General features: G+C 43.3%; 17 protein-coding genes. 5 read left to right on the top strand and 12 right to left on the bottom strand.

Annotated features, from left to right (window positions below):
- Positions 1–2 precede the first annotated feature (2 nt).
- The 10 genes from ACL934_RS19475 to ACL934_RS19430 all read right to left on the bottom strand — a co-directional run bounded on the left by ACL934_RS19475 (position 3) and on the right by ACL934_RS19430 (position 10,339).
- Positions 3–1,124, bottom strand: coding sequence for a helix-turn-helix domain-containing protein (locus tag ACL934_RS19475; protein WP_413612845.1), 1,122 nt, complete (start codon positions 1,122–1,124; stop codon positions 3–5).
- Positions 1,124–1,894: a tetratricopeptide repeat protein gene (locus ACL934_RS19470; protein WP_374076384.1), complete on the bottom strand. Its 771-nt coding sequence runs from the start codon at positions 1,892–1,894 to the stop codon at positions 1,124–1,126. The genes ACL934_RS19475 and ACL934_RS19470 overlap by 1 nt, the downstream gene beginning before the upstream one ends.
- A 23-nt stretch (positions 1,895–1,917) precedes the next feature.
- Positions 1,918–3,099, bottom strand: a complete 1,182-nt coding sequence (locus tag ACL934_RS19465; protein ID WP_413612843.1) for a class I SAM-dependent RNA methyltransferase — start codon at positions 3,097–3,099, stop codon at positions 1,918–1,920.
- A 29-nt stretch (positions 3,100–3,128) separates the two neighbouring features.
- Complete coding sequence (gene ndk / locus ACL934_RS19460) at positions 3,129–3,554, bottom strand: nucleoside-diphosphate kinase (RefSeq protein ID WP_413612842.1); 426 nt, start codon at positions 3,552–3,554, stop codon at positions 3,129–3,131.
- Positions 3,555–3,566: 12 nt separating this feature from the next.
- The gene (locus ACL934_RS19455) at positions 3,567–3,869 is read right to left on the bottom strand and encodes a hypothetical protein (RefSeq protein WP_374076382.1); all 303 of its coding nucleotides are present in this window, start codon (positions 3,867–3,869) and stop codon (positions 3,567–3,569) included.
- A 76-nt stretch (positions 3,870–3,945) separates the two neighbouring features.
- Positions 3,946–4,704, bottom strand: coding sequence for a hypothetical protein (locus ACL934_RS19450; RefSeq protein WP_413612841.1), 759 nt, complete (start codon positions 4,702–4,704; stop codon positions 3,946–3,948).
- 129 nt (positions 4,705–4,833) lie between these two features.
- Complete coding sequence (locus tag ACL934_RS19445; protein ID WP_413612840.1) at positions 4,834–6,510, bottom strand: hypothetical protein; 1,677 nt, start codon at positions 6,508–6,510, stop codon at positions 4,834–4,836.
- A gap of 69 nt (positions 6,511–6,579) precedes the next feature.
- Positions 6,580–7,215: a hypothetical protein gene (locus ACL934_RS19440; protein ID WP_374076376.1), complete on the bottom strand. Its 636-nt coding sequence runs from the start codon at positions 7,213–7,215 to the stop codon at positions 6,580–6,582.
- 210 nt (positions 7,216–7,425) lie between these two features.
- Entirely contained in the window at positions 7,426–7,800 is a 375-nt protein-coding gene (locus ACL934_RS19435) for a hypothetical protein (RefSeq protein ID WP_374076375.1), read from the bottom strand.
- An 85-nt stretch (positions 7,801–7,885) separates the two neighbouring features.
- Entirely contained in the window at positions 7,886–10,339 is a 2,454-nt protein-coding gene (locus tag ACL934_RS19430; protein ID WP_413612839.1) for a hypothetical protein, read from the bottom strand.
- A 30-nt stretch (positions 10,340–10,369) separates the two neighbouring features.
- On the opposite strand from ACL934_RS19430, the gene ACL934_RS19425 reads away from it, so the two are divergent.
- Positions 10,370–10,846 carry a DUF4402 domain-containing protein gene (locus tag ACL934_RS19425; protein WP_413612838.1) on the top strand — a complete coding sequence of 159 codons (477 nt, stop codon included), beginning with the start codon at positions 10,370–10,372 and terminating at the stop codon, positions 10,844–10,846.
- Here the strand turns inward: ACL934_RS19425 and ACL934_RS19420 are convergent.
- Entirely contained in the window at positions 10,830–11,672 is an 843-nt protein-coding gene (locus tag ACL934_RS19420) for a hypothetical protein (RefSeq protein WP_413612836.1), read from the bottom strand. The two genes, ACL934_RS19425 and ACL934_RS19420, sit on opposite strands and share 17 nt — an antisense overlap.
- Before the next feature lie 59 nt (positions 11,673–11,731).
- Entirely contained in the window at positions 11,732–12,196 is a 465-nt protein-coding gene (locus tag ACL934_RS19415) for a DUF4402 domain-containing protein (RefSeq protein WP_413612835.1), read from the bottom strand.
- A gap of 220 nt (positions 12,197–12,416) precedes the next feature.
- Here ACL934_RS19415 and ACL934_RS19410 point away from each other — a divergent pair, with 220 nt between their 5' ends.
- The 4 genes from ACL934_RS19410 (at position 12,417) to ACL934_RS19395 (ending at position 23,781) form a co-directional block, all read left to right on the top strand.
- Positions 12,417–13,502: a hypothetical protein gene (locus ACL934_RS19410; protein WP_413612834.1), complete on the top strand. Its 1,086-nt coding sequence runs from the start codon at positions 12,417–12,419 to the stop codon at positions 13,500–13,502.
- 14 nt (positions 13,503–13,516) lie between these two features.
- Positions 13,517–16,963, top strand: a complete 3,447-nt coding sequence (locus tag ACL934_RS19405) for a LamG-like jellyroll fold domain-containing protein (RefSeq protein ID WP_413612833.1) — start codon at positions 13,517–13,519, stop codon at positions 16,961–16,963.
- A gap of 9 nt (positions 16,964–16,972) precedes the next feature.
- Positions 16,973–22,948 (top strand): RHS repeat-associated core domain-containing protein, encoded by a 5,976-nt coding sequence (locus ACL934_RS19400; protein ID WP_413612832.1) that lies wholly within the window; start codon positions 16,973–16,975, stop codon positions 22,946–22,948.
- 245 nt (positions 22,949–23,193) lie between these two features.
- Positions 23,194–23,781, top strand: a complete 588-nt coding sequence (locus ACL934_RS19395; RefSeq protein WP_413612831.1) for a hypothetical protein — start codon at positions 23,194–23,196, stop codon at positions 23,779–23,781.
- The last annotated feature ends 424 nt before the right edge of the window (positions 23,782–24,205 follow it).

Here is a 24,205-nt window from a genome sequence, read left to right as displayed (position 1 = left end):
GCTTAGTAGCTCAACTTGATGGGTTTACCTAGGTCTCCAGGGATGCCCACTTCTTTTCCGTTCAATATCAAGTTCACAGCGCCACCGTTAGAGAAGTTAATTTTTAAACCACTCTTACTTTTGAATGTATGCACTTGTTCCGCAGAAAGTTTGATCTTCTGAGGTTTACCTGTCGTAGAAGCGTATTCAATTTCCACAGTATCCAGAGCTTCAACAATCAACTCAACAGGTTTGCCGCCTTCTGGAGTAGGTTTTGGTGTCGGAGTTGGAGTCGGCGATGGACTTGCCACCGGTGTTGCCGTTGGTGATGGCGAAGGAGAAGGACTTGCAACCGGAGTCGGTGTAGGACTTGGTTTTGTGATCGGTGTTGGTGTCACTGTCGGTGTTGCTGCTGGAGTCGGTTTTGCCGTAGTGATCCCCGGAGTTGTCGTCGGAGTCGGAGAAGGCAAAGACGCAGGTGCCGAAGGAGTCGGTGCTGTTGTTAAATTTCCAAGAGGACTTGGCGCTGTTGTTGGTTCCCCTTCAGCTTCCGTCAATTGTGGAGTTTCGACAGTCACTGGAGTTGCGCCCTCAATTGTTTGCGCCACTTCGTTACTTGGAACTTCAGCTTCTTTGGAATATTTGTCGATCATCTTCTTTGTGAAAAGAATCAGACCCACAAGGACAACACCCACGACCGTGATGATGATTGTCTTGCTAGTTTTATTTTCACGCAGAGACTGCATACCATCCGCTTTGCTTGGCGGAGGAGTGGCTTTACGAATCGGCGTGATCGTTGCTTCAGGGACTGGTGTTGTTGCTGGCGCTGGCGCTTCAGAAGGTGTCGTCGTCGTTGTCGGAGTGACTTCAGGTTTCTCATCATGAGGGCGGATATAAGGTTTAGGGCGAGTGGAGCCCATTTCCTCATAGAACACCTCAAGAACTTTTTCAGAATCAAGATGAAGGAAGTTTGCGTAGCTTTGAACAAAACCGCGCAAAAAAGTTTTTGCCGGAAGATGAGCATCGTCACCTTCTTCAATGGCTTTTAAAACCTTGCTGTTGATTTTCAAAGAAAGACCAATTTCATGAAGAGAGAGGCCTTTTTCCTCGCGGGCTTTCTTTAAAATTTCACCGGTCTTTTTCATCAATGTCCCTTTCGAATCAAGCTGAGCATTCCTTTGGCTTTCTCACGATACTTTCCGTCTGGATAGTACTTAATCAACTCCTCAAAGCGAGCGACTGATTTAGACTTCTCGCCAAGACGGTAATAAGCCAAGGCACTGTAGTAGTGAGGTTCATCGTACAAGTTCTTTTGGCAAAAGCCGATCGCGCGATCCAAGGCTTCTGCGGCACGAGAGTAATCTTCAGTTTCAAAGAACGTGCGACCGAAGTAAGTGCTGGAAATACAGTCATCTTGATTTTTGCTCAGCACTTTTGAAAAAGCATTGCGGGCAGCCATGTAGTCTTTTTGGTTAAACTTCGCCAAACCCAAATTGATATAAGCTTTATCAGGGCTTGCGTAAGTCAGGTCGTTCAAAACAACGCGCAGCTCTTTTTCGGCTTCAGCGTATTTGCCCTCTTCGATCAATACGCGCGAAAGATTGTTGCGCGCTTCAGAATATTTTTCATCCATGTTGATAGCATTACGAAGATGCTTTTCGGCAAGATCGTAGCGTTCACGGAAAAAGTACACGAGACCTAAATTGTTTTGAGTGACAGGATTTGAAGAATCTAATTTTTCAGCTTCAAGAAGTTCACGAAGCGCGTAGGGATAGTTACCACTTTCGAGTTGAGATGTTCCCAATCGAAGGTGAAGTTCAGCTTTCTTTTTATCTTCTCCCCAAGTCGCACAGCCCGACAAAACGGCGCAGCTCAGCATGGAAAGTGTGCACAGTGCGAGAATCCATTTACGCATGTTAAAAAGGTATCATTAGAGGACTAAGAGTCAACCCTGAGCTCTGCAATAGTCTCAACATGGTCGGTTTGTGGGAACATCTCAAAGGCTTGAACCCGAGCGAGCTTCATTCGCGTCCCCAGTTTCTGTGACCAGGCAAAAAACCAGTTAAGATCTCGCGCTAAAGAGACCGGGTGGCAGCTGATATAGATGATTTTTTTGGGCTTAGCCGCAGCCAACGTGCGCATGATCAATTCGCTGGCACCAGCTCGTGGAGGATCCAAGAGGACCAGGTCTTGGTTTCCAATGGAAGCCCTGCGCATGTAGCTTTCCACGTCCGAGAGGAAGTATTTTACCTTCTTATCTTGGATCTTTGATTTCGCTTTTTCTACGAGTTTTGGATTGAGTTCCACCCCGATAACTTGCGAGGTTGGGTATTTTTGCGCTAACGGAAACGTGAAGTTTCCGGCTCCGGCATAAAGATCGAACACTTGGTCGTAGTTTTCTTCTCCAGCCCAGGCAAGAGCCGTCTGAATGAGGTCTTCATTCTGGAAGCGATTGATCTGAGAAAACCCAATGCCGTCATCCTCATCGGTGATGAGACCATAACGAACAGGACCTTCCTCCGAGATGTACATCTCAAGACGCTGTAGATCCTTGGACTTTTTAGCCTGAACCCAAGCTTTCACTTCTGGAAATTTTGCCGTCAGAGTTTCTTCAGTAATGAGGCAATCCTCGATTTCTACAACGTCATGGGAATTGCGCGCAAAAAAACCAAAATGATTGTTCTTAAATTTGGGCTGAATGCGATTGCGGTATCTTAAGGATCGTGGGCTTTCTTTGATGGGAAGATATTCAAACTCCACACCACGATTGAATTTTTGAATAGTTTCTAGAACCAGTTTTTCTTTCTGGCGACGTTGCTCATCTTCATTGATGTGCTGCCAATTGCAACCACCGCAGACATTGGCTACAGGGCAAGGTGGCTCACGTCGAAAAGGACTGGGTTTAAGAACTTCAACGAGTTTTGCTTCGACGAAGTTCTTTTTTACTAAAGTCACTTCGGCAAGGATCTCTTCATTAGGCGCTGCTTGAGGAACGAAGACAACCATGCCCTCGTGTCGAGCGACTCCAGCACCGCCAATGGCGAGTTTTTCAATATTCAGTTTGATCTTTGAACCAAGAAGGGGAGCTTGCGCTCCCCTCTTGTTAGATTTTGCAGACATTTAGAATCGCAAATTCAGTATAGATAAAACTATACGTTGCAGATTTCGTGTTTTTCGAAGAACAAAGCAAGTTCGCGAGCTGCAGAAGCTGCAGAGTCAGAACCGTGAACTGCGTTTTCACCTACGTTGTCACCGAATTTTGCGCGAACTGTTCCAGCGTTAGCTTTTTTAGGATCAGTAGCACCCATGATTTCGCGGTTTTTCAAAACTGCGTTTTCACCTTGCAAGCACATCAAGCAAACTGGGCCTGAAGTCATGAAAGAAACTAGTTCACCGAAGAAAGGACGCTCTTTGTGTTCAGCGTAAAATTCTTCAGCTTTAGCTTTAGAAAGAATAGTGATTTTTGCAGCAGCGATTTTCAAACCGTTTGCTTCAAACATGCTTACGATGTCGCCGATCGCGTTTTTCTTCATTGCGTTTGGCTTGATGATTGAGAATGTTTGTTCGATAGCCATGGTATCTCCTTGTTAATTACAATCTGTTTCTGAAACTTTAAAGAACTTGGGAGTTTTAACGAATTGAGTGACACATGTCCACTCTTGGTTTGTTCCGTTTTCGTTTGTGACAAAGAGCTCTGTCTTCACCGCAAGGTCGCGGCTAGGAGCTGCTTTGGTGAAATCTTGAGAAGTCACTGTGAACGGAAACTCAGAACTACTAGGAAGGCCCAAAGTTTCTTCCACACTTTCAAGTGTCATGATGACGATTTCATCCATTCTACCAGCCATTGCAGGGCTTGCCGCAAGAAGGGCAAAAACCAATAATTTCTTCATCTTAGATCTCCCGGAGCGGATTAAATAAAGGTCAAGGTGGGGAGCTGTCAACGACTATTGATGCCCTGAGCTATTTTTAGAAATGAATAACGATAGAAAGCCCTAATCCATATCCACCATCTTTAGGGCACGGATTCTTTTCTCTGCAGCCCTTAGGCGGAAAGAACAGGCCAATGGAGGCACGATCCGTATCCATAGTTTCGTGGATGGCGCCATTGATCACGTCCATAATATTCGCGGCTTTAGTCGCCTGTTTGCGGTATTCGGTTTCGTTCAAGTCGATACTTCCGCGATTGAAAACCAGGCGTTTTGCTACGGAAGAGGCGATTTTTTTAGAAGTCCCCAGCGTAGAGTTCGACTTCATGATGAATGAAAAAAGCAAAGATCTTTCACGACGGAATTCCATCTCGCCAAAATCTTCCATTCTAAAGATCGTGATACCGGCCTGCTGTTTTTTCGCCATCACACGGAAGTAGTTATCAGTTTCTTTTGATTTCGGAAGAATGTGCAATGTTCCAAGTTGAGGATTGCTGATCGCTACTGGTTGTGGACCCGAGCTGATGGGTGACGCCTCAGCCATATATTCAAATTCTTGAAGGGGAACCGTGATGATAGCTATCGAAAAAGGGTTTCTGCCATCTTGTTTACAGATATTGGAAATATCCGAAGTTGTCAGACCCTCAATTCTTGCTTTCGCCATTTCACACTGTCTGTGATCCCGAGTATCTACAGCAAGGATAAAACCGCGAACATAAGGAGTCTCCACGGATGCAAAGGTATTGATCGATGCAAGGAGGATGGCTGTTATGATGATAAAGGCAGATGTCTTTGTCATATGGGAGGTTTTATCACAACCTCGTTGAGCGATGGGCTTCCGAAATAAATTCAGAAAAGAATTCTTGGGATGTTCAAAGTTTCGACAGCGCTTTTTCCCCGTGGATAACCGTGGGGAAAAGTCTGGAATCTATAGAGTTTGCAGGAAGACGATGAGATTCTTTTTATCTTCTTTGGACAAAATCTCTTTACCGTCTTTAATGAAAATTCGCTGGTCGTGACCAGCGTTACTCATGCCTTTTTTGCGAGTGTCAAAATAGTAGTCACGGGTCATCCACGATTTAGGAGTCTTATCTCCTAAAGGATAGCCGTTACATTCTAAATCAAAATCCGTCGCCGGGTTATTGGCTTCACCAGAATAATAAGCTACGGGTCTTCTCTCGGCCGGAGTCAAAAGAGCGCAAAGATTTGGAATCGAGTTATTGTGGAAATAAGGCCATCTTGCCCAGATACCCACGAGAGGAGGAGGAACATATCCCTCTTGGGCCTTAATCACGATGCCATTCTTTTTAGAAATAGCGAGGTCGTTCAGTTGCTCGAGGGACTTCATTCCCAAACGGCGATAAGGATCTGTTCCTACATCCACAACCGGAGTCTTTTCCTTATAACGAACCTGCACAGTCTTGAGTTGCTCTTTAAGAGGAAGGGTTTCGGAGCCTGGTTGAGTCCACGCCTTGTCATAGTGACCATGGCATTTTGCGCAGTTCGTATTAAAAATCTGCTCGCCCAATTTTGCGCGACCCAGATCAATTTTTTCTGCGGGAATAAAATCTGTGATTAGCGGAGCTTGGCTAGAGAAAACCGCCGTTGTGAGTTCTTCAATCACTTGTTCGTTATCGGCCAGCCACTTTTCAAGTTTCACAAGATCAGCACCACGACCGATTTCGTTCCAAATAATATTTGTGAAGATAGGATTGCCACTGAGAACACTGCCATCCGAAAGCCAGCGATTTTTATATTTTAAATTCCACCAGACCGCGGGTTTTGAGTCGGCAGGATTGTTGTCCAAAATCGCATCACGGCGAGGGAAGGTCGCGTGCCATTCACTGTAGCTCGCATAAGGATCTTTAGAGCGGCGATTCAGGGAAAGGCTCACTTGCGCAAGGGACGTATCAAGACCCAAAGCAATGGGTTTTTTAAGTTCAACAAATCGCAGGTGTGCCATGGATTCTTCAAGAAGTTTTCGCTCTGCTGAAGTGGCTCCCGTGTAGGCTTGAAAAATCAAAGGGTCGGCGACCGTCATGACTTTCTTGGCTTTGATGAAAAACTCATTGGCTCTAGAAAAACGATTTGTCATGCCCAAAACAGTTTTTCCAAACAGATTGCTAGAGTGGCAGGCCGCGCAGCTAAAAGTAAATCCCTGAGCGCCATTGCGTTCAATTAAACCGAATCCCATCAACTCTTCGGGACGAATGTTATTGGGGTAAGGAACGGCGTAAACACCCTCGTCCGTCTGTTGGGGATAAGGATGAAGACCCAAAGTTTCAAGAACATCGTTGAAGGTCTTATAACCACTCACTCCATGAAGGATATTTTGGAGCCACTTCTTAAATGGATTTTTTGAGTCTTCGTCGATCAGTCTTTTGATGGGAGCATAGGGCGGAAGCATTCCCGTCACCGTCACAGGATAAATTTGCGCGTGCAGCTTTCCTTGATTTTTATATTGAACGAAATCCTCATCGGACCACTGATAGATATTTTCACGGCCGCCTTGAGGGATCGGAGTTCCTTCAGACCAATCCGGCGCGAAGGCATTTGCAGAGACAGAAAGAAGAATTGTGAACATTACGAGAATGTATTTATTCATGCCCCAGTTTAATTACGAAGGAGCAATGCAAGACAACCTTATTCTGTTCTTTGACAGGGAGTGTAGCCCTCAAGCGAGGGCTTCTGAAATATTTTCAAAAGGTATCGGGGGTTTGACCTCAGAAGCAGGTGGGGCTGCGGCCGCTTTTTTCTCTGCCTTATGAAGCACGTATTTATCCCAGAGCTTTTTGACCCAGTGATTGGTCAGAGGGTTTTCAAACGCGCGCTCTTCTTGTTTTTCAAAAACGGCAAGGGCGCATTTGTAATTCATTTTTTCGACGTAGCCTTGAATGGTAGCCCCAAGGCGTTCGCACATATGATCGACTTTAAGGTCCACTCTTGGAGTTCCGACAACGATTTCTGCTGCGGAATTATCCATGTAATACAAACCCAGGCCTGTGAGGATTTCACCCCAAGGAATCTCTCGGGACTGTTTTCTCCAAAGGGGAGCCAGAGTGAAATACTCCATGGTCATGACTTTGCCGGATTGCCTCGTCACTGATTTTACAAAATGAGGATCGAGGTTTTTAAAATAGTTGTGATTGCGATGGGCCTTCAGGTGCAGATCAAAAACGGTGAAGAGATTAAATCCGACGATCTCGTTTTTGAAGAGCAGAACCCCCGCGGCATGGCAGCGGAAGAAATCATCGTGATCGAGATTCTCACCCGCACTTGAAAGCACGTGCCCGAAGGTTTCTTCCCACATTCCATAGATCTCATTTAAGAGGCTCTTTTGGCTGTCGCAAACATTGTGTAGGGGTACAATTTGATAGTTGATACTTGGCATAGGCCAAGGATGAATTTGAATTGTGAAATCTCAGAGTCCAAAGAGGAAAATTAGGACCAAGGCTATAAAAATCTAATGTCGAAAGACAATAGGCCCTCGGCAAATGAGAGCCTATTCTGATTTGAGGAATTACTCCTCGCCATCCATACGTGCTTCGATGTTTCCATTGCAATCAACAGCGTACCAACCCCAGCAAGAAGCCCCGGCAGCGCAGTAACCGTCAACAATAGCGGATGTTTCATAAGCAAATGATTTTGCATCCCAAGTCAGAGAAGCCAAAGCGTGGGTTACGTCTCTTTGTGTAAGAACAGCGTCGTCTTCACTGAGCCAAGAAAAATCATCAACAAGAACTTGGCCAACAAGCGGAGAAAGATATTTATTCAGAACTGTTTTTGCCTGACTTACGCTGATGCATTGTTGAGGCTCAAGGGGCAATTCAAGTTGTTCAGCGAAACTAGAAATAGAAATGAACATAGACATAATAAGGAAAGCGACCGACTTCACAAGGACCTCCGTTATAAGTTTTGCGAGGTTGTACATGCTGTGCCTGCAGAAAGAAAGCCTTCTTGTGAAACTTACATGGCGCAATTTATTTTGTTTTCGTCAAGACGATGGGGGCAGAGACCTTAATGCCGGCTTTGCCGGAAACCTCGATGGAGGAAGCCTCTGGAAAGGCCTTTAATTTGTTTTGCGCAAGAAAACTATTCGCAACACGAATGAGATAAGTTCCCATAGGCACATCATCGAAACGATAATTGCCGTTCGCCGTGGAAACGGCGGTGGCAACGACATTCCCTTGCTCGTCGATAAGCTCCATAGGAATCAACTTTTTATAATACGAATTTTCCAGCGTTCCACGCACGTCGAAAGAGGGAGCGACGGGGATGTCAATTTCCAAGCGTTGTCCTGGCGTAAGAATAAAATCGCTCTCAAAATCTTTTGCAGTCAGAAAAATATTTGAAATGGATTCTTTGACCACGCTTAAAGAAATGCGTTGGTAGGGACTCAGAGCCGGAATGACGATTTTTCCATCGGCATCAGTTTCAAATTCTTTTTGTCTTTGCACTTGCATGATACGAACACGTGATAGCGGTTTTTCATCTTCGTCGTATGTGCCATTTCCGTTTTCATCGACAAAAACATGAATATGCATCTGACCTTGAAGGTAGTTTTCTTCGGAAGTGAACTGAACTCGAGTTGGACCCGTTTTGATATTTGTAGAAAGAATAATTCCGTAATTTGTTTTGTCGCTGGTGCCAGTGATGGAAGTCTCGACCTGAAGTTCTTTAAATAAACGGCCCAATCCTAGTGAATAAGCGCTTTCGCTGATATTCGGCGGAGTTTCCAGATTTAAAGTCAGATAAACTTCATAAGGAAGATTCGACTCAATTCCTATCTTCGTCTTGGCATATTTATCATTCTGAATAAGAACACCGTATCTTCCACGAAATGAAGAGTAGTATTCACCATACTCAACATAGAGATCTGGATTGGCGGTTGAAGGCCATGCTTTGGACACCTCAGTTAGTAAGGATCTTCGTTCGAACATAGTGTATGCCCTTAAAAGAGCTTCTTGAGTTTTTAAGGAGTCTTCATAGCGATCTTCTTTAAACTGCCCTTGCACCACCATAGGAAATCCCATTTGCACATGGGAAAGAGCTGACACTTTTCCCAGGGAAATCTGCTTATTCGTGGTGAACTTGTTGATTAATAAACTTTGAAAATCCTTAAACTCGGTATACTCGCCAGATATCAAGACACCCGGAAGATTTGCCTTTGGGGCGAAGGTTGTAGCACTCTCTTTATTATCGACGGACGCCGTTCTTGTTGCGGAGAGGGAATAAAAGGGTTGAAGAAAACTCACTCCTACAGAGGAATATTTTTTAAGTTCTTCTTCCAGTGGAAATTGCGCTAAACCTGCTTGCACACTGATGTTGGGAGTAAGACCATAACTTCCCTGCGCACTTCCCATATATTGTGAATCTTGTTCGACCTGACCGAAAGAGACAAGATAACGAAAGCGTTTAGCTCCTTCAAACTCGTCAGAAATATTGTATTGTTGTGTGTACTCCGTCGATTTTCCCAAGGGACTTGTGAAGCGGTAATTTAAAGTGTTTTCACCATAAAACAAGGGCACATCCAAGAAAGAAAAATTGCCATCGTTATCGACGATAGTTTCACCAAGATAAACGCCATTCACAGACAGTTCGACTTTCCAGCGCGGCGGACCTCTTTCATAAATGTTGTGTGTATCAAAAATATTTTCATCCAGACGACGATTGGAAACATTGAAACCGACAATGGGAGCTGGAGCGAATAGGTATTTGATTTCCGTCGTCAGTGTGGAAACCAGTTCATAGTTTTTCGGAGCAAGCGACGAGGCTTCTTCATCAAAGATTTCTTTAGAAAGAGTCCAACGCGTTCGCGAGTAGTCGTCTTTTTTATAGTAGAAGATTTTAGAATCTTGTTCTAGCAGCGAGTGTGTCGCGTAAAGTGAAACAGTGTGCGAGTCCTCGGGGGTTGTATAGGCTCCTTCGGCGCGCAGGGAGGGGTATCCGAGAAGTTCACGCTTCAGAGAGATGGGCTTTGCCTCAGTGGATTTCTTTGTGGATGCCGCGCGTGAGTTCAAAGAGACATCGATTAATATACGCATTTCTTTGGTGTCGAGACTGAGGGGCCAAGAAAGTTCGCCTTCTAAGTATTTTGTCGAAGCATAAATAACTCCTTCGCTTCGAATGAAGTGTTCACAGAATTTTTCCGCCACGGGTTTAAAACACTTTGTGAAATCAAGAGTGCGAGATTCAGTTTCTGACGAGTACACCAGATATTTTGATTCTTCGGGTTGTTCAATCTTCACTCCCAAAACTTTTCCCATATCTAAGAGAGGAAGATAGGTGTTGCCGTCTTTGCTGAGTCCAATGATGGGATCAGACAATAGGCTACCGCTTTTAGTGATAATCTCTAAAACTTGTTCTTCGGGCGGTTCGGCGAAAACCGTGAAGGGGAGCATGAATAAAAAAGCTGCAATTATTATTGCATTCATATAATGAACCTTACTAATATTCATCGACGTATGAAGATTCAACTGATTTCAGCTTCTCTTTTACTTATGTCTTTAGGGGCCTCCGCGGCGCCTAACTTCGGGGATTCTGCTTCGGCGGTGGTTACGCAAAGAATTGTTCATCGTTTGCAGATTTCAAAAGTTTCCGATCTTAATTTCGGTGAAGCGTCCCCTGGCGACGGTCCTGTGACAGTGATGCCGGGAGTTTCAGAGAACACTGAAAACGCAAGTTTTGAAGTGCGTGGCGAGCCCAGCCGTCTTTATCAGATCATTCTGCCAGCCAATAATTCTGTAAAAATGCTCAATGGAAACGGCGGAGCGGATCGCGAAATTCTGATCAAAGAATTTTTGTCTTTCCCTGCGCGCGCAGGAACTTTGGATGGAACAGGCAAGTCCATGATTTTTGTTGGCGCCAAACGCGACGCCATTTCAAACAAACAAAAAGTCGGCGACTACATCGGCCAATTTTATATTACTGTCGTTTACTAGATTTTCTCTTAGCCTTAACGGGTGACGCTGTCGAGATTTCCGTTTCACTCGCTAGATCAAAAGCCGCCGCACTTTCTGCGTTGGATTTGTAAGTGACTTTGATTTTCTTAATCTTGTCATCTTTGATTTTTTCGGCGAGGTCTTGGGCAGAGATTTTTTTAGTAAATGTTCTTTCAGGTAAATAAGAAGAAAGTCCAATAACCTTATCGAGTGCCACTTCGCCTTTATCAGTCACGGCAATTAAATCTAAATCTCCGTAGAGAAAGAATTTGCTGTTGTTCGTGAGGGACAGATTTACGTTTAAGTCTTTTTGTTTGTCATAAGTAGCTTTGAAGTTTTTCACTTCTCCAGTGAGAGTACCCGTGCCTTTACGAACGACAATGGGAACGGCTACGGCGATTTTTGCAGTTAAACTAAAACTGCTGCTTTTTTTAACTTCGGATTCTTTGTCTTCAGACTTATTAACACTGGGTAGGAAGTGAATATGAATATAGTATTCACCGTCAGTCAGTGAATCAAAAGATGTTGCCATGACTCGCACGACTTGTTTTTCATTGGGAGCTAAAGAGATTGTCTTAGGCGAGAACTTGATAACGTCTGTTAAGAGATTTGGAGCGTTAGGTTCACGCTTCATGCTTCCATCTTTTTGCATCTTAAAGAACATCAACTCGATTTTATAACTTTGATTTTCAGAGCTGGAGTTTCTGAGATTTAAATATGAAGAAGGCGCTTCTTCCGTCAGCGTGAGGTGAGTGGGAAATACCTGAGCTTGAGCAAATAAAAGAGACGGAAAGAACAAGAGAAGAGAAAAAATAATTTTTGCCATAAGAACAAATTAAGTAGCGCTTGCCCAATCTTGTCAAGCAAGCGCTCTCAGGAAAACGATTAGTAAACTACGTCTACTGTGAAGTTTGCTTCGTAATCGCCAGCAACTTGAGTTGCAGAAAGAGCGGCACGCGTCGCACCTACAAGCAATTCCGCATTTCCGGCACCATCAAGTTGAGTCACGTTGTTGCTTGTGAAGGAGTTGACTGCGATAGTTTCGTCAGCGCCACCGGCACCAGTAGCCATCACAACTACGCCATCACTTGGCAATGTTACTGTAATAGGTCTGCTAGGCTCTCCAGTGATAGCAAAACTAGCATTTTTTGCGTTATCTGTAGAGTCAGCAGGAACTGTTTCTTCTGCCGCGCCAGCTCCGACGTCGTCAAAGATAAGATCAGAAACTTTGTTAATAGCAACAGCAGTAACCACTCTCATTTTGGCTTTTCCAAGGCCTTGTGCTGCCTGCGCTTGGTAACCAGAAAAAATCATTGTCGCAACAGTTGCGATAAATAAAACGTGCTTCATTCTTTCCTCCTTGAAAGCATTGTGAGACTTCATGCTAAAGAGTTCACTGACTCTTAACAAGACAAAATAGGTCCGGATTGTTGCGTCCACTGCGGCCCTCTTTCGCGGCATTGCGACGCTACTCCGTAAGAACATAAATAAAAATTGATTTTCTGCAACGCTTGAAAATACCCTTTCTAAACAGATTTAAGATTTATAAATTTTTAAGGGTGTTTCAAGGATGAGATCACTATTAATAATTGCTGCGGTCGTATGTCTTTCGTTCGATACATTTGCGGAGCCGCTATCCTACGCCTTTGAGTTTCAAAAGAAATCCTACCCAAGCAAAGAAACCATCGAATATCCGAAGTTAAAAGTTTTAGCGATACGCGGGACAGGTGAGCTTGTAGAAAGCAGCAACACCGTCACCGTTGAATATATAGGCGCCTTAGGAAATAAACTTGGTCTAAGTACTGCAAAAATGAACATTCGAGCCTGTCAAAGAGCTGACTTAGGAGAAAAATGTTCCGAAACCGCTCCCGAATTGAACCTTAGTCTTTTTAAAAATTCCTGCAGCTTAGTCTTTCAATCTAAGTGGCTAAAAAAAGAAGTTAAGTGGGGGCTGTGTAATACTTCTGATTTTTCCTCTCGCACGGCGGATCTTATACCCAGTTTTCAAAATGGATCCGACGAAGACATAAATATTGTTCTTTATAATAAAGGAAGTAGTCCAACTGAACCATTCCGAGTCTTGGTAGTCTATCTGGATAATCGAGGCGGAGACATTTCCTACGAGTTTAAAAACGTCGAGAGAAAAATTCTACCCGACCAAGAAGAGGTTCTAAGTATTGAGCCAAGTTATCTTTATCAGCATGCATGCAAGTTAAAAATTATTGTAGACCCGGATTCCAGATCAGGAACTAGGAACCGAGATGACCATGTGTTAACAATGAGTTATGGCGAATGTTTAGATGAAACCTTTATTCCATATGAAGACCTTTCTTTAAATGGTGGAACATTCATTTCGGTAAATAGTGACACCATCAAAATTGACGTCGACATTTCCAACAATGGTGACATCGCTGTGAGCGGCAGGGCTCTCGAGGTAAAACTGGAAGGTTTCGATGCGCAAAAGCAGCCTGTGCTGAAAGATCGTATCGTTTTTTCAGGATATCTCGGACCCAAAGAACAAACTAAAGTGCACCACTTGATTCCGAAATTTGCTTTCGACCGAAGCTGCACAATTTCGCTGGAAGTGAATGCCACTTCCTCTGTGAATGAATTTAACAAAATTAATAATAAAACGACTATTAATCACTGCAACTGAACGACGGAGATAAGATGTTTCCATTTATTAAAAACGCAAAACTGCTATTGGCTTCAAGTATTGTGGGAGTGATGGCCACGCCTGTCACGGTTGTACCTGGAGAGACCGTAGCTCTTTGGAACTTTAATGAAACTACAGGACCTACTGTCAGCGACCAAGTCACAGAGGGTGGCGTGGCCAGCGGTACTTCGTCTCCGAATGTTCAGATAGTGTCAGCTTCGTCATTGGGATCTGGCTTCGGAAGTGCTAGAGATTTCACTGTAGCAGGTAGTTACATAGATCTAGGAGAGATTTCTGAGACAAAGCTGGATCTTAAAACGAAATCAGAGGCTGCTATTGAGGCGGTGATTTATCTAAACGAAGACGCAAACTCTCCGGTTACGATTTTTGACAACAGACAGTTACAACTCCAGGTTATTAACAATAGATTAGCAGCCTTCGTAAGACAAAGCAGTGGCTTTAAAGGGGTCGTCGGTTCAGTACTTAATAAAAATACTCCTTACAGAGTCGGTGCTTACTTTAAAAACGGCTACCTGGTTCTTTCAGTCGATAATAAAATTGTAGGCAACGTAAGAATCCCTGAAGTTATCCAACCAGCAGAAAATGGAGCGGCCGCCTATATTGGTGGAGACGTTTCAAGTATGAACTTTCCGGGTCTTGTCGATGACGTGAGACTATCAAAGGTAGTGACCTTGGATACGGTGCCGCCGGAGATAAGCGTTCAAAGTCCCGATCTCTCCGTTCCTGTGATTCATCCGAAACCAACATTAAACTTCTTGTTGACGGATAACCAAAATCAAATTGATCCAACAACTATAGCTATTACCTTGAACGGTCAGCCAGTTACGGGGCTTTCTTTTAATGCGACGACAGCGGTCTTAAGTGGACAGTTGTCTGCAAATCTTGCCGCCGGCAGGAAAAACATCATCGGACTTTCCGTGAAGGACCAAGTAGGTAACCCTGCTACAGCCCAATTTGAAGTGAAGTATATTAAAGCTGCAAATGGTGAAGAGTATGGAACAGATTCAGACACTTTGGGTTTATGGCACCTGAATGATAATGGTGTGACGTGGGCCAAAGATTCGACAGTTTTCGCACGACACGGAAAATTCAAAGGAACCCAACCTGTGCTGGGAATTCTTGGGCAAGCTCGCCTGTTTTCAAATCCCTATGATTCAGATGCCGTTATCCTTCCTCCAGTACCAATTCCTGGCTCTACATTTACATTTGAAGCGTGGGTAAAGCCGTTGAATGATCAAGCTCCACTGGGAGATATTTTTAACAATGATCAAATTTCTGTGCAAAGAGCAGACACTGGTTCAGTCATTGTAAACTTAAAAACTTATTATCAAACTCATACCTATACTACGACGGTTGGAGCATTACCTGCTGGAAAATGGAGTCATGTTAAAGTCGTTTACGACGGCAATCTTTCGACTGAGAATTTATTGGTTCTTATCGACGGAATGATCATCACTGCTTTCGACGCCGTTCCAGATTGTGAATTCGACGATGAGCCGAAAATTGCGCGAATCGGCGGTAATGGATATATCGGAGAGATTGATGAAGTTCGTCTTTCCAAGAATATTCGCGAGAATACAAACTTAGTCAGGGGATATGCACCTACGATTGAATTGGCTTATCCGGTAGAATTTGAAACGTATAGAACTGCTAGTATTGGAATTTACGCAAAACTTCGAGACACGGTCGGTGTCACAATTGCGAATACCCAGGTCAAACTCAATGGTATCGTGCAATCAGGTTCTAGCTTAACAATCACGGGGTCAGAAATAAAAGGAACACTTCCAACATCATTGGTAAAGGGGCTGAACGAAATTGAAATTCGCGTGAAGGGCATGAGCGGAAATCAAACCGTTCTTCAGCGTCGCTTCTTCTATCTTGAGGATGGTGGATTGGTTGAAAATGCTACTGACGTAGATACAGCAGGATTGTGGCATTTTAATGAAGATGGCGGGACTGTCTTTGCCGATGCGTCAGGGAACAACCGCCCAATGAGATTAGTTTACCCACAAGAAACAGTGGTGGGGAAATTTGGCAACGCCCAGAAAATAAGTAGTGACATCATGAAGGTTGAAAACTTCACGTTTCCTGGAAAAAACTTTACTATCGAAGGATGGTTTAAGGGTGACGTAGGCACCTTCAATAGCAGTACGTACAATATTTGGAGTCTGAACGGAAATTACTTCGGTACGATGTTAAGTCGGGAAAACAGAAATTTGAAAATAAGTGTTATTATCCCTGGGGCACCATCGTTTAACGCAACAATTCCTGAAGTCATCAATGAAGATCAGTATCACCACATTGCCGTGGTTCATGACGGACAAGCAGATAGTTCTAACATTTTAGTCCTTGTCGATGGAACCGTGAGGTATCAAAGAAGCCTTAGAGTGTACTGCAAGTCGTGTATGTCTGCTTTAACATTCGAACTTCATAATCTGCATTCATTCGATGAAGTCCGAGTGAGCAGTGTTGCAAGAAAAAGATTCAATATTGGAATGAATCAAGGTCCAGCGATTGGATTCTTGGAAACATTACCTCTTTCTACTGTTCATACAAGTCAGCCAGAATTCAAGGTCATGTTTAGCGATTACGCTTCAATTGACGCAGCTTCGATGTCGTTGGCGGTAAACGGGGTTGTAGATACAACATTGACGACGACAGTTTCAGGAACCACAGGAACTTTAAGCGGACCGATCTCCTTGAACTTAGAGAACGGTGCAAACGAAATTACAGTTCGAGCAAAAAACCAATTAGGTCGCGAATCAGTAAAAACTTTCTACGTTTTCTACATCACTAAAGGCTCTCCGACGTCGTATGCTCCAGATAGTTCTACTTTAGGCCTATGGCATTTTAACGCTGGCGGTGTGTCTGAAATCTTGGGAGATGTATCTGGCCGAGCGTTTAACTGGGATGGACTTTCAAGCCCATCTCTGAGTCAGGGTATTTTTGGAGAAAGTCTAGATATCTCGAACGATTATGGAAATATGACGGCAAGTGCTTCCATTGCTCCAGATACAAATTCTTGGACATTTGAGACTTGGATAAAACTGGGGGCGAATGGCAGCATTTATCAAGTATTCGACTCGTATAACTTTTTAAGTGTGGATACTTTAGGAGCGATTACTTTCGGAGTTGCTGAAACAAAAACTACGCAAGTAGGTACGCTGCCTCAAGATGGCAAGTTCCACCATGTCGCTGTCATTGTCGATTCGGCAAACATGCACCGACAAGTGCTACTTGTTGTGGACGGAACAGTTGTCGACTCCATGAGAAAAGCGGATCTGCCATATCTTCAATTTGGTTATGCGAATGCGAACTGGAGTGGTGTATTGCTAGATGAAATGCGTCTATCAAACTCAGCGCAATACACTCTTAGCTACGAACGTCCCGTATCGACGCTTTTCAAGAAATCAAACTGGGCTTTCAAAAGAAAAAAGTAGGAATTTAAAATGAAAAGATTATTTAAAACTATTTTCTTTCTTGCGGCGCTTGTTCTGAGCGTGCAAGCATCTGCTGCCCCTAACTCTGAAACGTATGTGACGGTTCAATCTGATGATCCTACGTTAAAATATCGAGAGGGCCAGCAGGCTGGATTTTCTATATTTGAAGTTGCTGGTTGGGAAGGACTCATAGAAGTTGACGTATTCTTTCAGGATGAAAGCACTCCTTTGGCGGTGACAGATATGTCGACGTTTAAATACGTTCAGACGCCAACCCTTCAGTATGGACCCGCCCAGGTAATTTTTAATGTCTACGAGATTGATCAGAATCTGATCTATATTGTAAGAACACCCAAAAGAACTTTATTGGAAACATTCAATATCGAATTTAATGTTCGATATGACGACAGCAACCCACCCGTGCTTGCGGTCATGCCTGAAGAAGACACCGTCTTTATTGATGATATGCCATTTATTCAAGTGGACTATTCAGATACTCCGGCGGGAGTGGATACGGCTACATTTAAAGCGTTTGTAACTGATCAGGAAGGAACAAGAACCGAAGTGACTTCCTTATTCACCGTAACTTCGGATTTTGCGACCGTGCAGTTCGATGAAGTTCACAAATTACCGATTGGTACGATTTTCTTTGAAGTTGAAATTGCAGATAATAATGAAAATGTAGCGACGAAGACAATTCGATATGTTGTAGAAGTTCCTGTTCCCACTGCAGGATATTATAACGGAAAAGTTGTCGACAATACTGGTGCTCCTGTTGAAGGAGCTGAGGTCTCCATTTTATCCGGTGGAGTTATTAATGTAAGAACCGTAGTACAAACAGATATCGAAGGTAAATACAAAGTACCTGTGGGCCAAGGCGGAGAAGTACTTTTATCTGCCACTAAAGGCGGATGGACGAGTCAGTCTAAATTTGTCGAAGGTGAGGCGGGAAAGGACAGCGCTGTAGCGACCTTTGTTATTAAACCACTCGATGCGAACTCGACATTCATTGATAAAATTACGGGCGGTTTTGGAACAAATGCTGACAATACAGTGGAGTTCCATGTAGCACCCAACAGTGCAAGCAATGATATTTATTTGAACATAACTCAAGCAAGAGCTGGTAATGAACTTCCCGGTGCTTTGCCAATTCTTTCAGAGTTTACCTTCATGGGAACGATGGGCCCCAGTGGAACAACGTTTTCTCCTCCTGGTAAATTGCGTATTAAAAACGATCTTGGTTTTCCGGCAAACACTCCGATTGTGGTTGGCATGTTCAACAAGACGACGGGTGTTTGGGAAGATTCTGGGCATGATGCCCAGGTGACGGCAGACGGCCAGTTCGTTGAATATGACATGCCTCACTTTAGTAGTTGGGATGCGAATCAACCGGTAGTTCCACCGAGTTCACATCAGCCATCAGCCCAAGCTCCTGTGACGGATCAGAGTGGAAGTGGCTGTCAATCTAAGGGATGTCGTATTGATGTCGAAAACGGAAATCTTGGCGTTGATTACGATTTGCCAGGTGTTGTGCGTTTCGGTACTGAGTACAAGCCGACATTTACATATTGGAGCCAGTCGGCGCGACCTGTGATCTTTGCTAATGCTGAACAGTTTTTCCATTACCTGGCATTCGGAGATCATCCGGATGTAGTGAATGTTGAACTAACAATCGGAAATCTTTACCGAAATATTTATTACAAAGGAAAAGGAACTATTCCGAGTGGCGACACGGTATACAGCTACCGAATGATGATGGAAGCGAGAGGCATTGATGGTCAGTACATGCCAACGGGTATTTATGACTTCAACGTTAAGATAGGTAATGACTATAGGAATTCACGCTTTGCTACAGCACTCTATTTCGGCGCGCCGCCATTAACACCATTGAACACAATTACACCAGAACCGGTTTCACTAAAATACAATGTGAGCAGTCGGTCTATCGTATTGAATTCAAGAAATTCTCCTTTTGGAAAAGGTTGGACATTGCAGGGTTTGGAGAAACTCACTGAAGGTTCGGGGTATAGGCTTGTCTGGGAGGATGGTTCTGGAAAAGCAAGTCTCTACACTGGAATTCCAAATATCTCTGGGGGACTTACTCCTGGGTTCGGTGCTGTAAAACAAAAAACTAAAAAGAAAATGGAACCTAAAAACATTCAGGTGTTGGACTCTATGAATGTGACGTCGATGATTGAAAAAGACGGGGCCATTTTTGTTGCGGATTGTGCGAGCAACAGAGTTTTCGCCGTTGGAGTAACTGGAACAGTTACCGCAATTGCTGGAAGTGGAACAGCTGGTTTTTCAGGCGACGGGGGAGACGCGAAATTGGCGGAACTGTCATGTCCTAGCTCTGTTTTCGCAAGTTATGACGGTGGATTGTTAATCGCAGATAAAAACAACTTCAGAATTCGTAAGGTTTCAAAATACGGAATTATCACAACGGTCGCAGGAAACGGCCAAAGTAGCGAATCTCAGGATGGGGGAGCCGCGGTTCTCTCTAGTATTGGTGCTCCGACCTTTGTATCTGAAGACAAACTTCACTCCATACACTTTATCACGGGAAATAGAGTTCGATTTGTAGATCCTCGAGGACGTTTATCAACTCTTGTGGCAAGTAACAATGCCTACTATAAAGCTGATTTGAGCGAGCCTTCTCAGATTCTGTATGATGAATTAGATAATCCAATTATCGTCGATAGTGGCAATGACCGGATTGTGAAAGTGTTCTTGCAGTCGGGAGACGTTCGTGTTCTTGCTGGCAGTGTTCAAGCAAAGGGATCTGAGAAGATAACGAAGGCAGAGGACATCGCCGCAGGTTCTACCTTGAAACGGCCTATTGCTTATCTAAGAGATAAAAAGGCTCAGTTAGGCTATATCTTGGATGATAACGGCAATGTGATAGCTCATACACATGACGGTCGTCTTTTAAAGACATCACTTAAATCGAAGTTTAAGTCTTTGATATTAAGTAAAAACGTAGGTCTCGTTGGAGCAAAGTCCATTGATATGGATACAATTGGTTTTATTTCTCCACCGGGAGATTTTTCGACTTTAGCTCAGACCGTGGATGGGTTTGTTAGAACTCAGCAGAATGGGAATAAAAGTTACTTCAATAATGATGGATTGTTAGTTTCTAAAACCACACCTGATGGGAAAAATGAGTCCTTCACTTATGATAGTAAAGGTCGCTTAGCGACTTGGACAATTCCAGGTGGGGATACTTATACATTCACGTACGAACTCTTCTCAGGGCGACTTAAAGAAGTTCATGATCCCGTGGGTCGTGTGACCAAATTTTCAACCAATGGCAGTGGTCATCTTTTGCAAGTGGAAAATCCTGATGGAAAGACACGCAAGTACACTTACGATGCTACAGATCTTCTGACGACAGAAACTGATGAAGATCAAAAGGTCCACAGCTACGTTTATTCAAGCTCCGGACTGTTGGCGCAGGAAATTTATCCTGATGGTAGCATTAGAAATATAAAACCGCGCTCTGCAATTGCTCAAATGGGTAACTTACCTGCGGGAGTTGGGACGAAGGACAATCCTGCTGATATGCCCATCTTCGACAAGGAGTTTGGCGAAGATGTCAGTATGGCAGGTCGTAGTTGGAAATTTAAAACAGATAAGTTTGGAAAGATCGTAGAGAGTGTAGATGGTTTAGGACGGGCTACGAAGATCGCACGTGATAATAATGGTCAAATGACGAGTTCCACGGACCCTCTTGGTGGTTCTACGCGCGTTTCGTACAACGCCAATGGATTACCTATCGCAGTTATGGATCAAGCGGGAAATACGAGATACATGGAATATACTTCTCTGGCTCGCGTATCCAAAGTTACTGATCCATTAAATCGTGAGACGACTTACACTTACGACAACCAAGGAAATGTCACAGAGATTAAAGATCCTTTACTACGAACAACTACTATTGAATACGGTCCCAAAGGTCTGCCAATAAAAATTAAAGATCATTTAAATAATGAAAAAGTCATGACCTACGATACTCGTGGTCAGTTGGCAACCTCGACAGATGCTTTGGGTAAGATCACTGAGTACACGTATAATAGTGTTGGTCTATTGACCCAAGTGAAAGATGCGCTAAATAGAATCACGACCTACGAGTACGATTCGATGAACAGACTTAAAAAGATCGTCGATCCCATGAATGGAGAAACGACCTTCACGTATTCTAACACAGGTCTTCTTTTAAGCGTCACAGACCCGAAGAATCAGACAACGAGTTATACTTACAACGACAGAGGGTGGCTTGCCTCAACGACGAATGCTCTGAATCAAGTGGAAACCTACACGTATGATCCAGACGGATTGATGCTCACAAAGACTCGTCGAGATGGAAGTGTAATTCAGTATACTTATAACGAGGCAAAACAACTGACTCGCGTGGGTGCTCCAGATAATGAAACGAAGTTCAACTATGATGCGAACGGAAATCTAACTTGGATCTGGAACAAAGGTTCTGCGATAAACCGTCAGTACACGGCAAATAATCTTTTAAAGACGGAGAATCAGCGCGGGTACAATGTCAGCTATACCTACAATAGCGTAGGTACTCGTCAGACAATGACGGCTAATGGGAACCAGACTCAGTACTTCTATACGGGTATGGATATTCTCAATGAAATCCGTGCACAGATTAACGGGCAGAACTATGTTTGGACTCGTGAGTTGGATACCCTCAATCGTCCAATAAAAGATGTCTTACCAAATGGAATTGAAGTGCGAAGAATGTTCACAGCTCTTTCACAGTTGGCGAGTATTAACAACTACAGTCCGAACTCAAATCTGATTTCTGGATTTTCTTACCAATACGATGATGTTGGCAAGAGAAGTTCAAAAACAGAAAGCTTTGCGGGAACAGTTCCGACAGGAAACATTGGAGTTATGTCGAATACGAGTAACTACAGTTACGACGACTTGGATCGTTTGACGGCATCCTCAAGTCCTCGCGAAAATTTTAGTTACGATGTGGTAGGAAATCGTCAGTTTGCAGCTGCTACCAATTACAATGCGATCAACCAGCTTTTAGGCGATGGTTGGAAGTATTCTTTCGAATACAATCTCAACGGTGACATGACGAAGAAAACGAATCTTCTTACTGGTCAAGAGACGAACTTTGTTTGGAACGCAGAAAGCCAGCTTACGGCAATACAAATATTCGAAGCTGGTACCGTGACTAAAGAGATCTTTTTTAAATATGATGGGCTTGGTAGAAGAATTGAGCGTCAGGTTGTAGATCACACAGACAATTCAAAGTCTTATGGAAGAAAGTTCTTCTATGATGGGGATATGATCATCGAAGAACAAGATTTAACTGGGAATCTTGCTGCCCGTTATATGAACTCACTTGGAACAGACGATCCTTTGTTGGTCGCAAGAGCTGAGGGGAACTTTGTGTTCACGAAGGATGGCTTGGGTTCAATCAGAGAACTCACGAAGTCTGATGGAACTTCGATCCAGAAATACAGATATTCTTCTTACGGAGTAACTACTCAGGAACTCCAAGAGAATCGACCGGATAAGAAACTTATTGAGAATAGGTATGCTTATACTGGACGCGAACTTGAAGATGAGACGGGTCTCTACTACTATAGAGCTAGGTACTACGATCCGGAGTTGGGAAGATTTATTTCTGAGGATCCTGTTCAATTAAAAGGGGGGGATCTAAATTACTATGCTTACGTGTCAAATAATCCTATAATTTTAACTGACCCTACGGGGAAATATCCCGCACAAAGGAGATCCAATTTTGACACTGGCGGCGTTTATACTAGACCTGCAGTGTGTGATGCCTATGAACAAAATAAAAAGTTTCTTGAAACGATAGAGGGGCCTGCAAATATACTTGGTAGTAATTTGCCTAACCCTTCCTCTTTGTTCTTAACTACGTTTTTGTATGGATTTGAGTGGGGTATGCAATTATCAGAAGATGAAAAAATGGCGTGTGGGTGTGAGTAGTGGAGTTTTTTAAGAAAAAATTTCGAAATATGCGTGTCAACTTAGTAATTATGGCGATTGGTATTCTATGTTTGTATGGAATAAAATCGCTAAATAAGTCCTCAATTGGAAATTATTTTCTTGGAATTGGACTTCTAATTTTGGGCGCAGTTTTTTTGGGCATTCTTAAAGATTATCTCTCATCAAAGGATAAGAATGATCAAAGAAAAGAATAATATGACGGTTATGGGTGAGATTGTTCCGATATGAAGCTAAAGTATCTTTTAGGTATTCCGTGGACGTTAATATTCTTTTTTCTCTATATTCTACTTTGCTTCTGGTTGGCGATTGAGTATCCCGTTCATGTCTATGCGCTCCCAGAATATGTTTCCACAGAAAGAGCGCGCCAATTTTGGTATATTCTTTCTGCTGGTTTCTTAGCCGTGACATTTATACATGTTAGAATCTATTCAGTAGAGAAGGATGCGATTTTCAGTTTGCCTGGTTGTGTTCTATCAGGTCTCGGCATTATTTCGCTCTATTGTTTTTTTCTAGTATCGTCGTTGCAACTGTTTGAGTTTGTTAATGCATTTGATACACATGAATCACGGAATAATATTAAACTGGCTGGTCAAGTTAATTCCAAGTCGATACAAAAATGCACTCGATATAAAGAATGTTACTTTCTTACCATTTATTCTGGCGAGACCAAATCGTTGATCGCACGCCAAGTAGCTAAGGACCTTTATGAGCAGGCAGGAGTTGGGCAATATATCTCGATAACCTATAAAATTGGTCGTTTAGGCGTGGCATTCCAAAATGGAGATTTGGATACTGGGATAGTAGAACAATAGATTGAAGGGTTTATTGCTTTTGGTGAAGCGTTACGATCCGGAATAGATGATCCTATTTTAGTATCCAGATCTGAAGGTAACTTTGTATACACTAAGGATGGGCTTGGTTCGGTGAGAGGGCTAACTGACCTGACCCCGATATTCATACCAGAATGAGCACAACAGTGAGAATATGGATCAACATAGAAATCTTCTTAAAAAGCACAATTGGGTAACAAAAAAGAAATCGGAAGGTAGAGTCTATGAGACAAAAAGCGGCCTATTTTCAGATTTGTTTGGAGGAAAGAGTCGTGAGCGAATGGAATTAATTAACGACTGCGTGAATCAGTTTCCATTTGTGTATATTAAGTTCACAGATTTAAACGACGAGCTAGTTAAGCTATTTAATTTAAAGATCTCAAATAACAACACGTTCTTTTGTAGA

The sequence above is a fragment of the Bdellovibrio sp. HCB-110 genome (assembly GCF_047323225.1).
Classification (GTDB): Bacteria; Bdellovibrionota; Bdellovibrionia; order Bdellovibrionales; family Bdellovibrionaceae; genus Bdellovibrio.
This window is presented reverse-complemented; position numbering and strand designations above follow the sequence as displayed.

What these genes read in the sequence shown, in the direction of transcription:
- ACL934_RS19470 (WP_374076384.1), bottom strand. Translation starts at nt 1,894, where the DNA reads ATGCGTAAATGGATTCTCGCACTGTGCACACTTTCCATGCTGAGCTGC.
- ACL934_RS19410 (WP_413612834.1), top strand. Translation starts at nt 12,417, where the DNA reads ATGAGATCACTATTAATAATTGCTGCGGTCGTATGTCTTTCGTTCGAT.
- ACL934_RS19440 (WP_374076376.1), bottom strand. Translation starts at nt 7,215, where the DNA reads ATGTGGGAAGAAACCTTCGGGCACGTGCTTTCAAGTGCGGGTGAGAAT.
- ACL934_RS19475 (WP_413612845.1), bottom strand. Translation starts at nt 1,124, where the DNA reads ATGAAAAAGACCGGTGAAATTTTAAAGAAAGCCCGCGAGGAAAAAGGC.
- ACL934_RS19465 (WP_413612843.1), bottom strand. Translation starts at nt 3,099, where the DNA reads ATGTCTGCAAAATCTAACAAGAGGGGAGCGCAAGCTCCCCTTCTTGGT.
- ACL934_RS19395 (WP_413612831.1), top strand. Translation starts at nt 23,194, where the DNA reads ATGAAGCTAAAGTATCTTTTAGGTATTCCGTGGACGTTAATATTCTTT.
- ACL934_RS19420 (WP_413612836.1), bottom strand. Translation starts at nt 11,672, where the DNA reads ATGGCAAAAATTATTTTTTCTCTTCTCTTGTTCTTTCCGTCTCTTTTA.
- ACL934_RS19450 (WP_413612841.1), bottom strand. Translation starts at nt 4,704, where the DNA reads ATGACAAAGACATCTGCCTTTATCATCATAACAGCCATCCTCCTTGCA.
- ndk (WP_413612842.1), bottom strand. Translation starts at nt 3,554, where the DNA reads ATGGCTATCGAACAAACATTCTCAATCATCAAGCCAAACGCAATGAAG.
- ACL934_RS19405 (WP_413612833.1), top strand. Translation starts at nt 13,517, where the DNA reads ATGTTTCCATTTATTAAAAACGCAAAACTGCTATTGGCTTCAAGTATT.
- ACL934_RS19430 (WP_413612839.1), bottom strand. Translation starts at nt 10,339, where the DNA reads ATGAATGCAATAATAATTGCAGCTTTTTTATTCATGCTCCCCTTCACG.
- ACL934_RS19400 (WP_413612832.1), top strand. Translation starts at nt 16,973, where the DNA reads ATGAAAAGATTATTTAAAACTATTTTCTTTCTTGCGGCGCTTGTTCTG.
- ACL934_RS19455 (WP_374076382.1), bottom strand. Translation starts at nt 3,869, where the DNA reads ATGAAGAAATTATTGGTTTTTGCCCTTCTTGCGGCAAGCCCTGCAATG.
- ACL934_RS19425 (WP_413612838.1), top strand. Translation starts at nt 10,370, where the DNA reads ATGAAGATTCAACTGATTTCAGCTTCTCTTTTACTTATGTCTTTAGGG.
- ACL934_RS19415 (WP_413612835.1), bottom strand. Translation starts at nt 12,196, where the DNA reads ATGAAGCACGTTTTATTTATCGCAACTGTTGCGACAATGATTTTTTCT.
- ACL934_RS19445 (WP_413612840.1), bottom strand. Translation starts at nt 6,510, where the DNA reads ATGAATAAATACATTCTCGTAATGTTCACAATTCTTCTTTCTGTCTCT.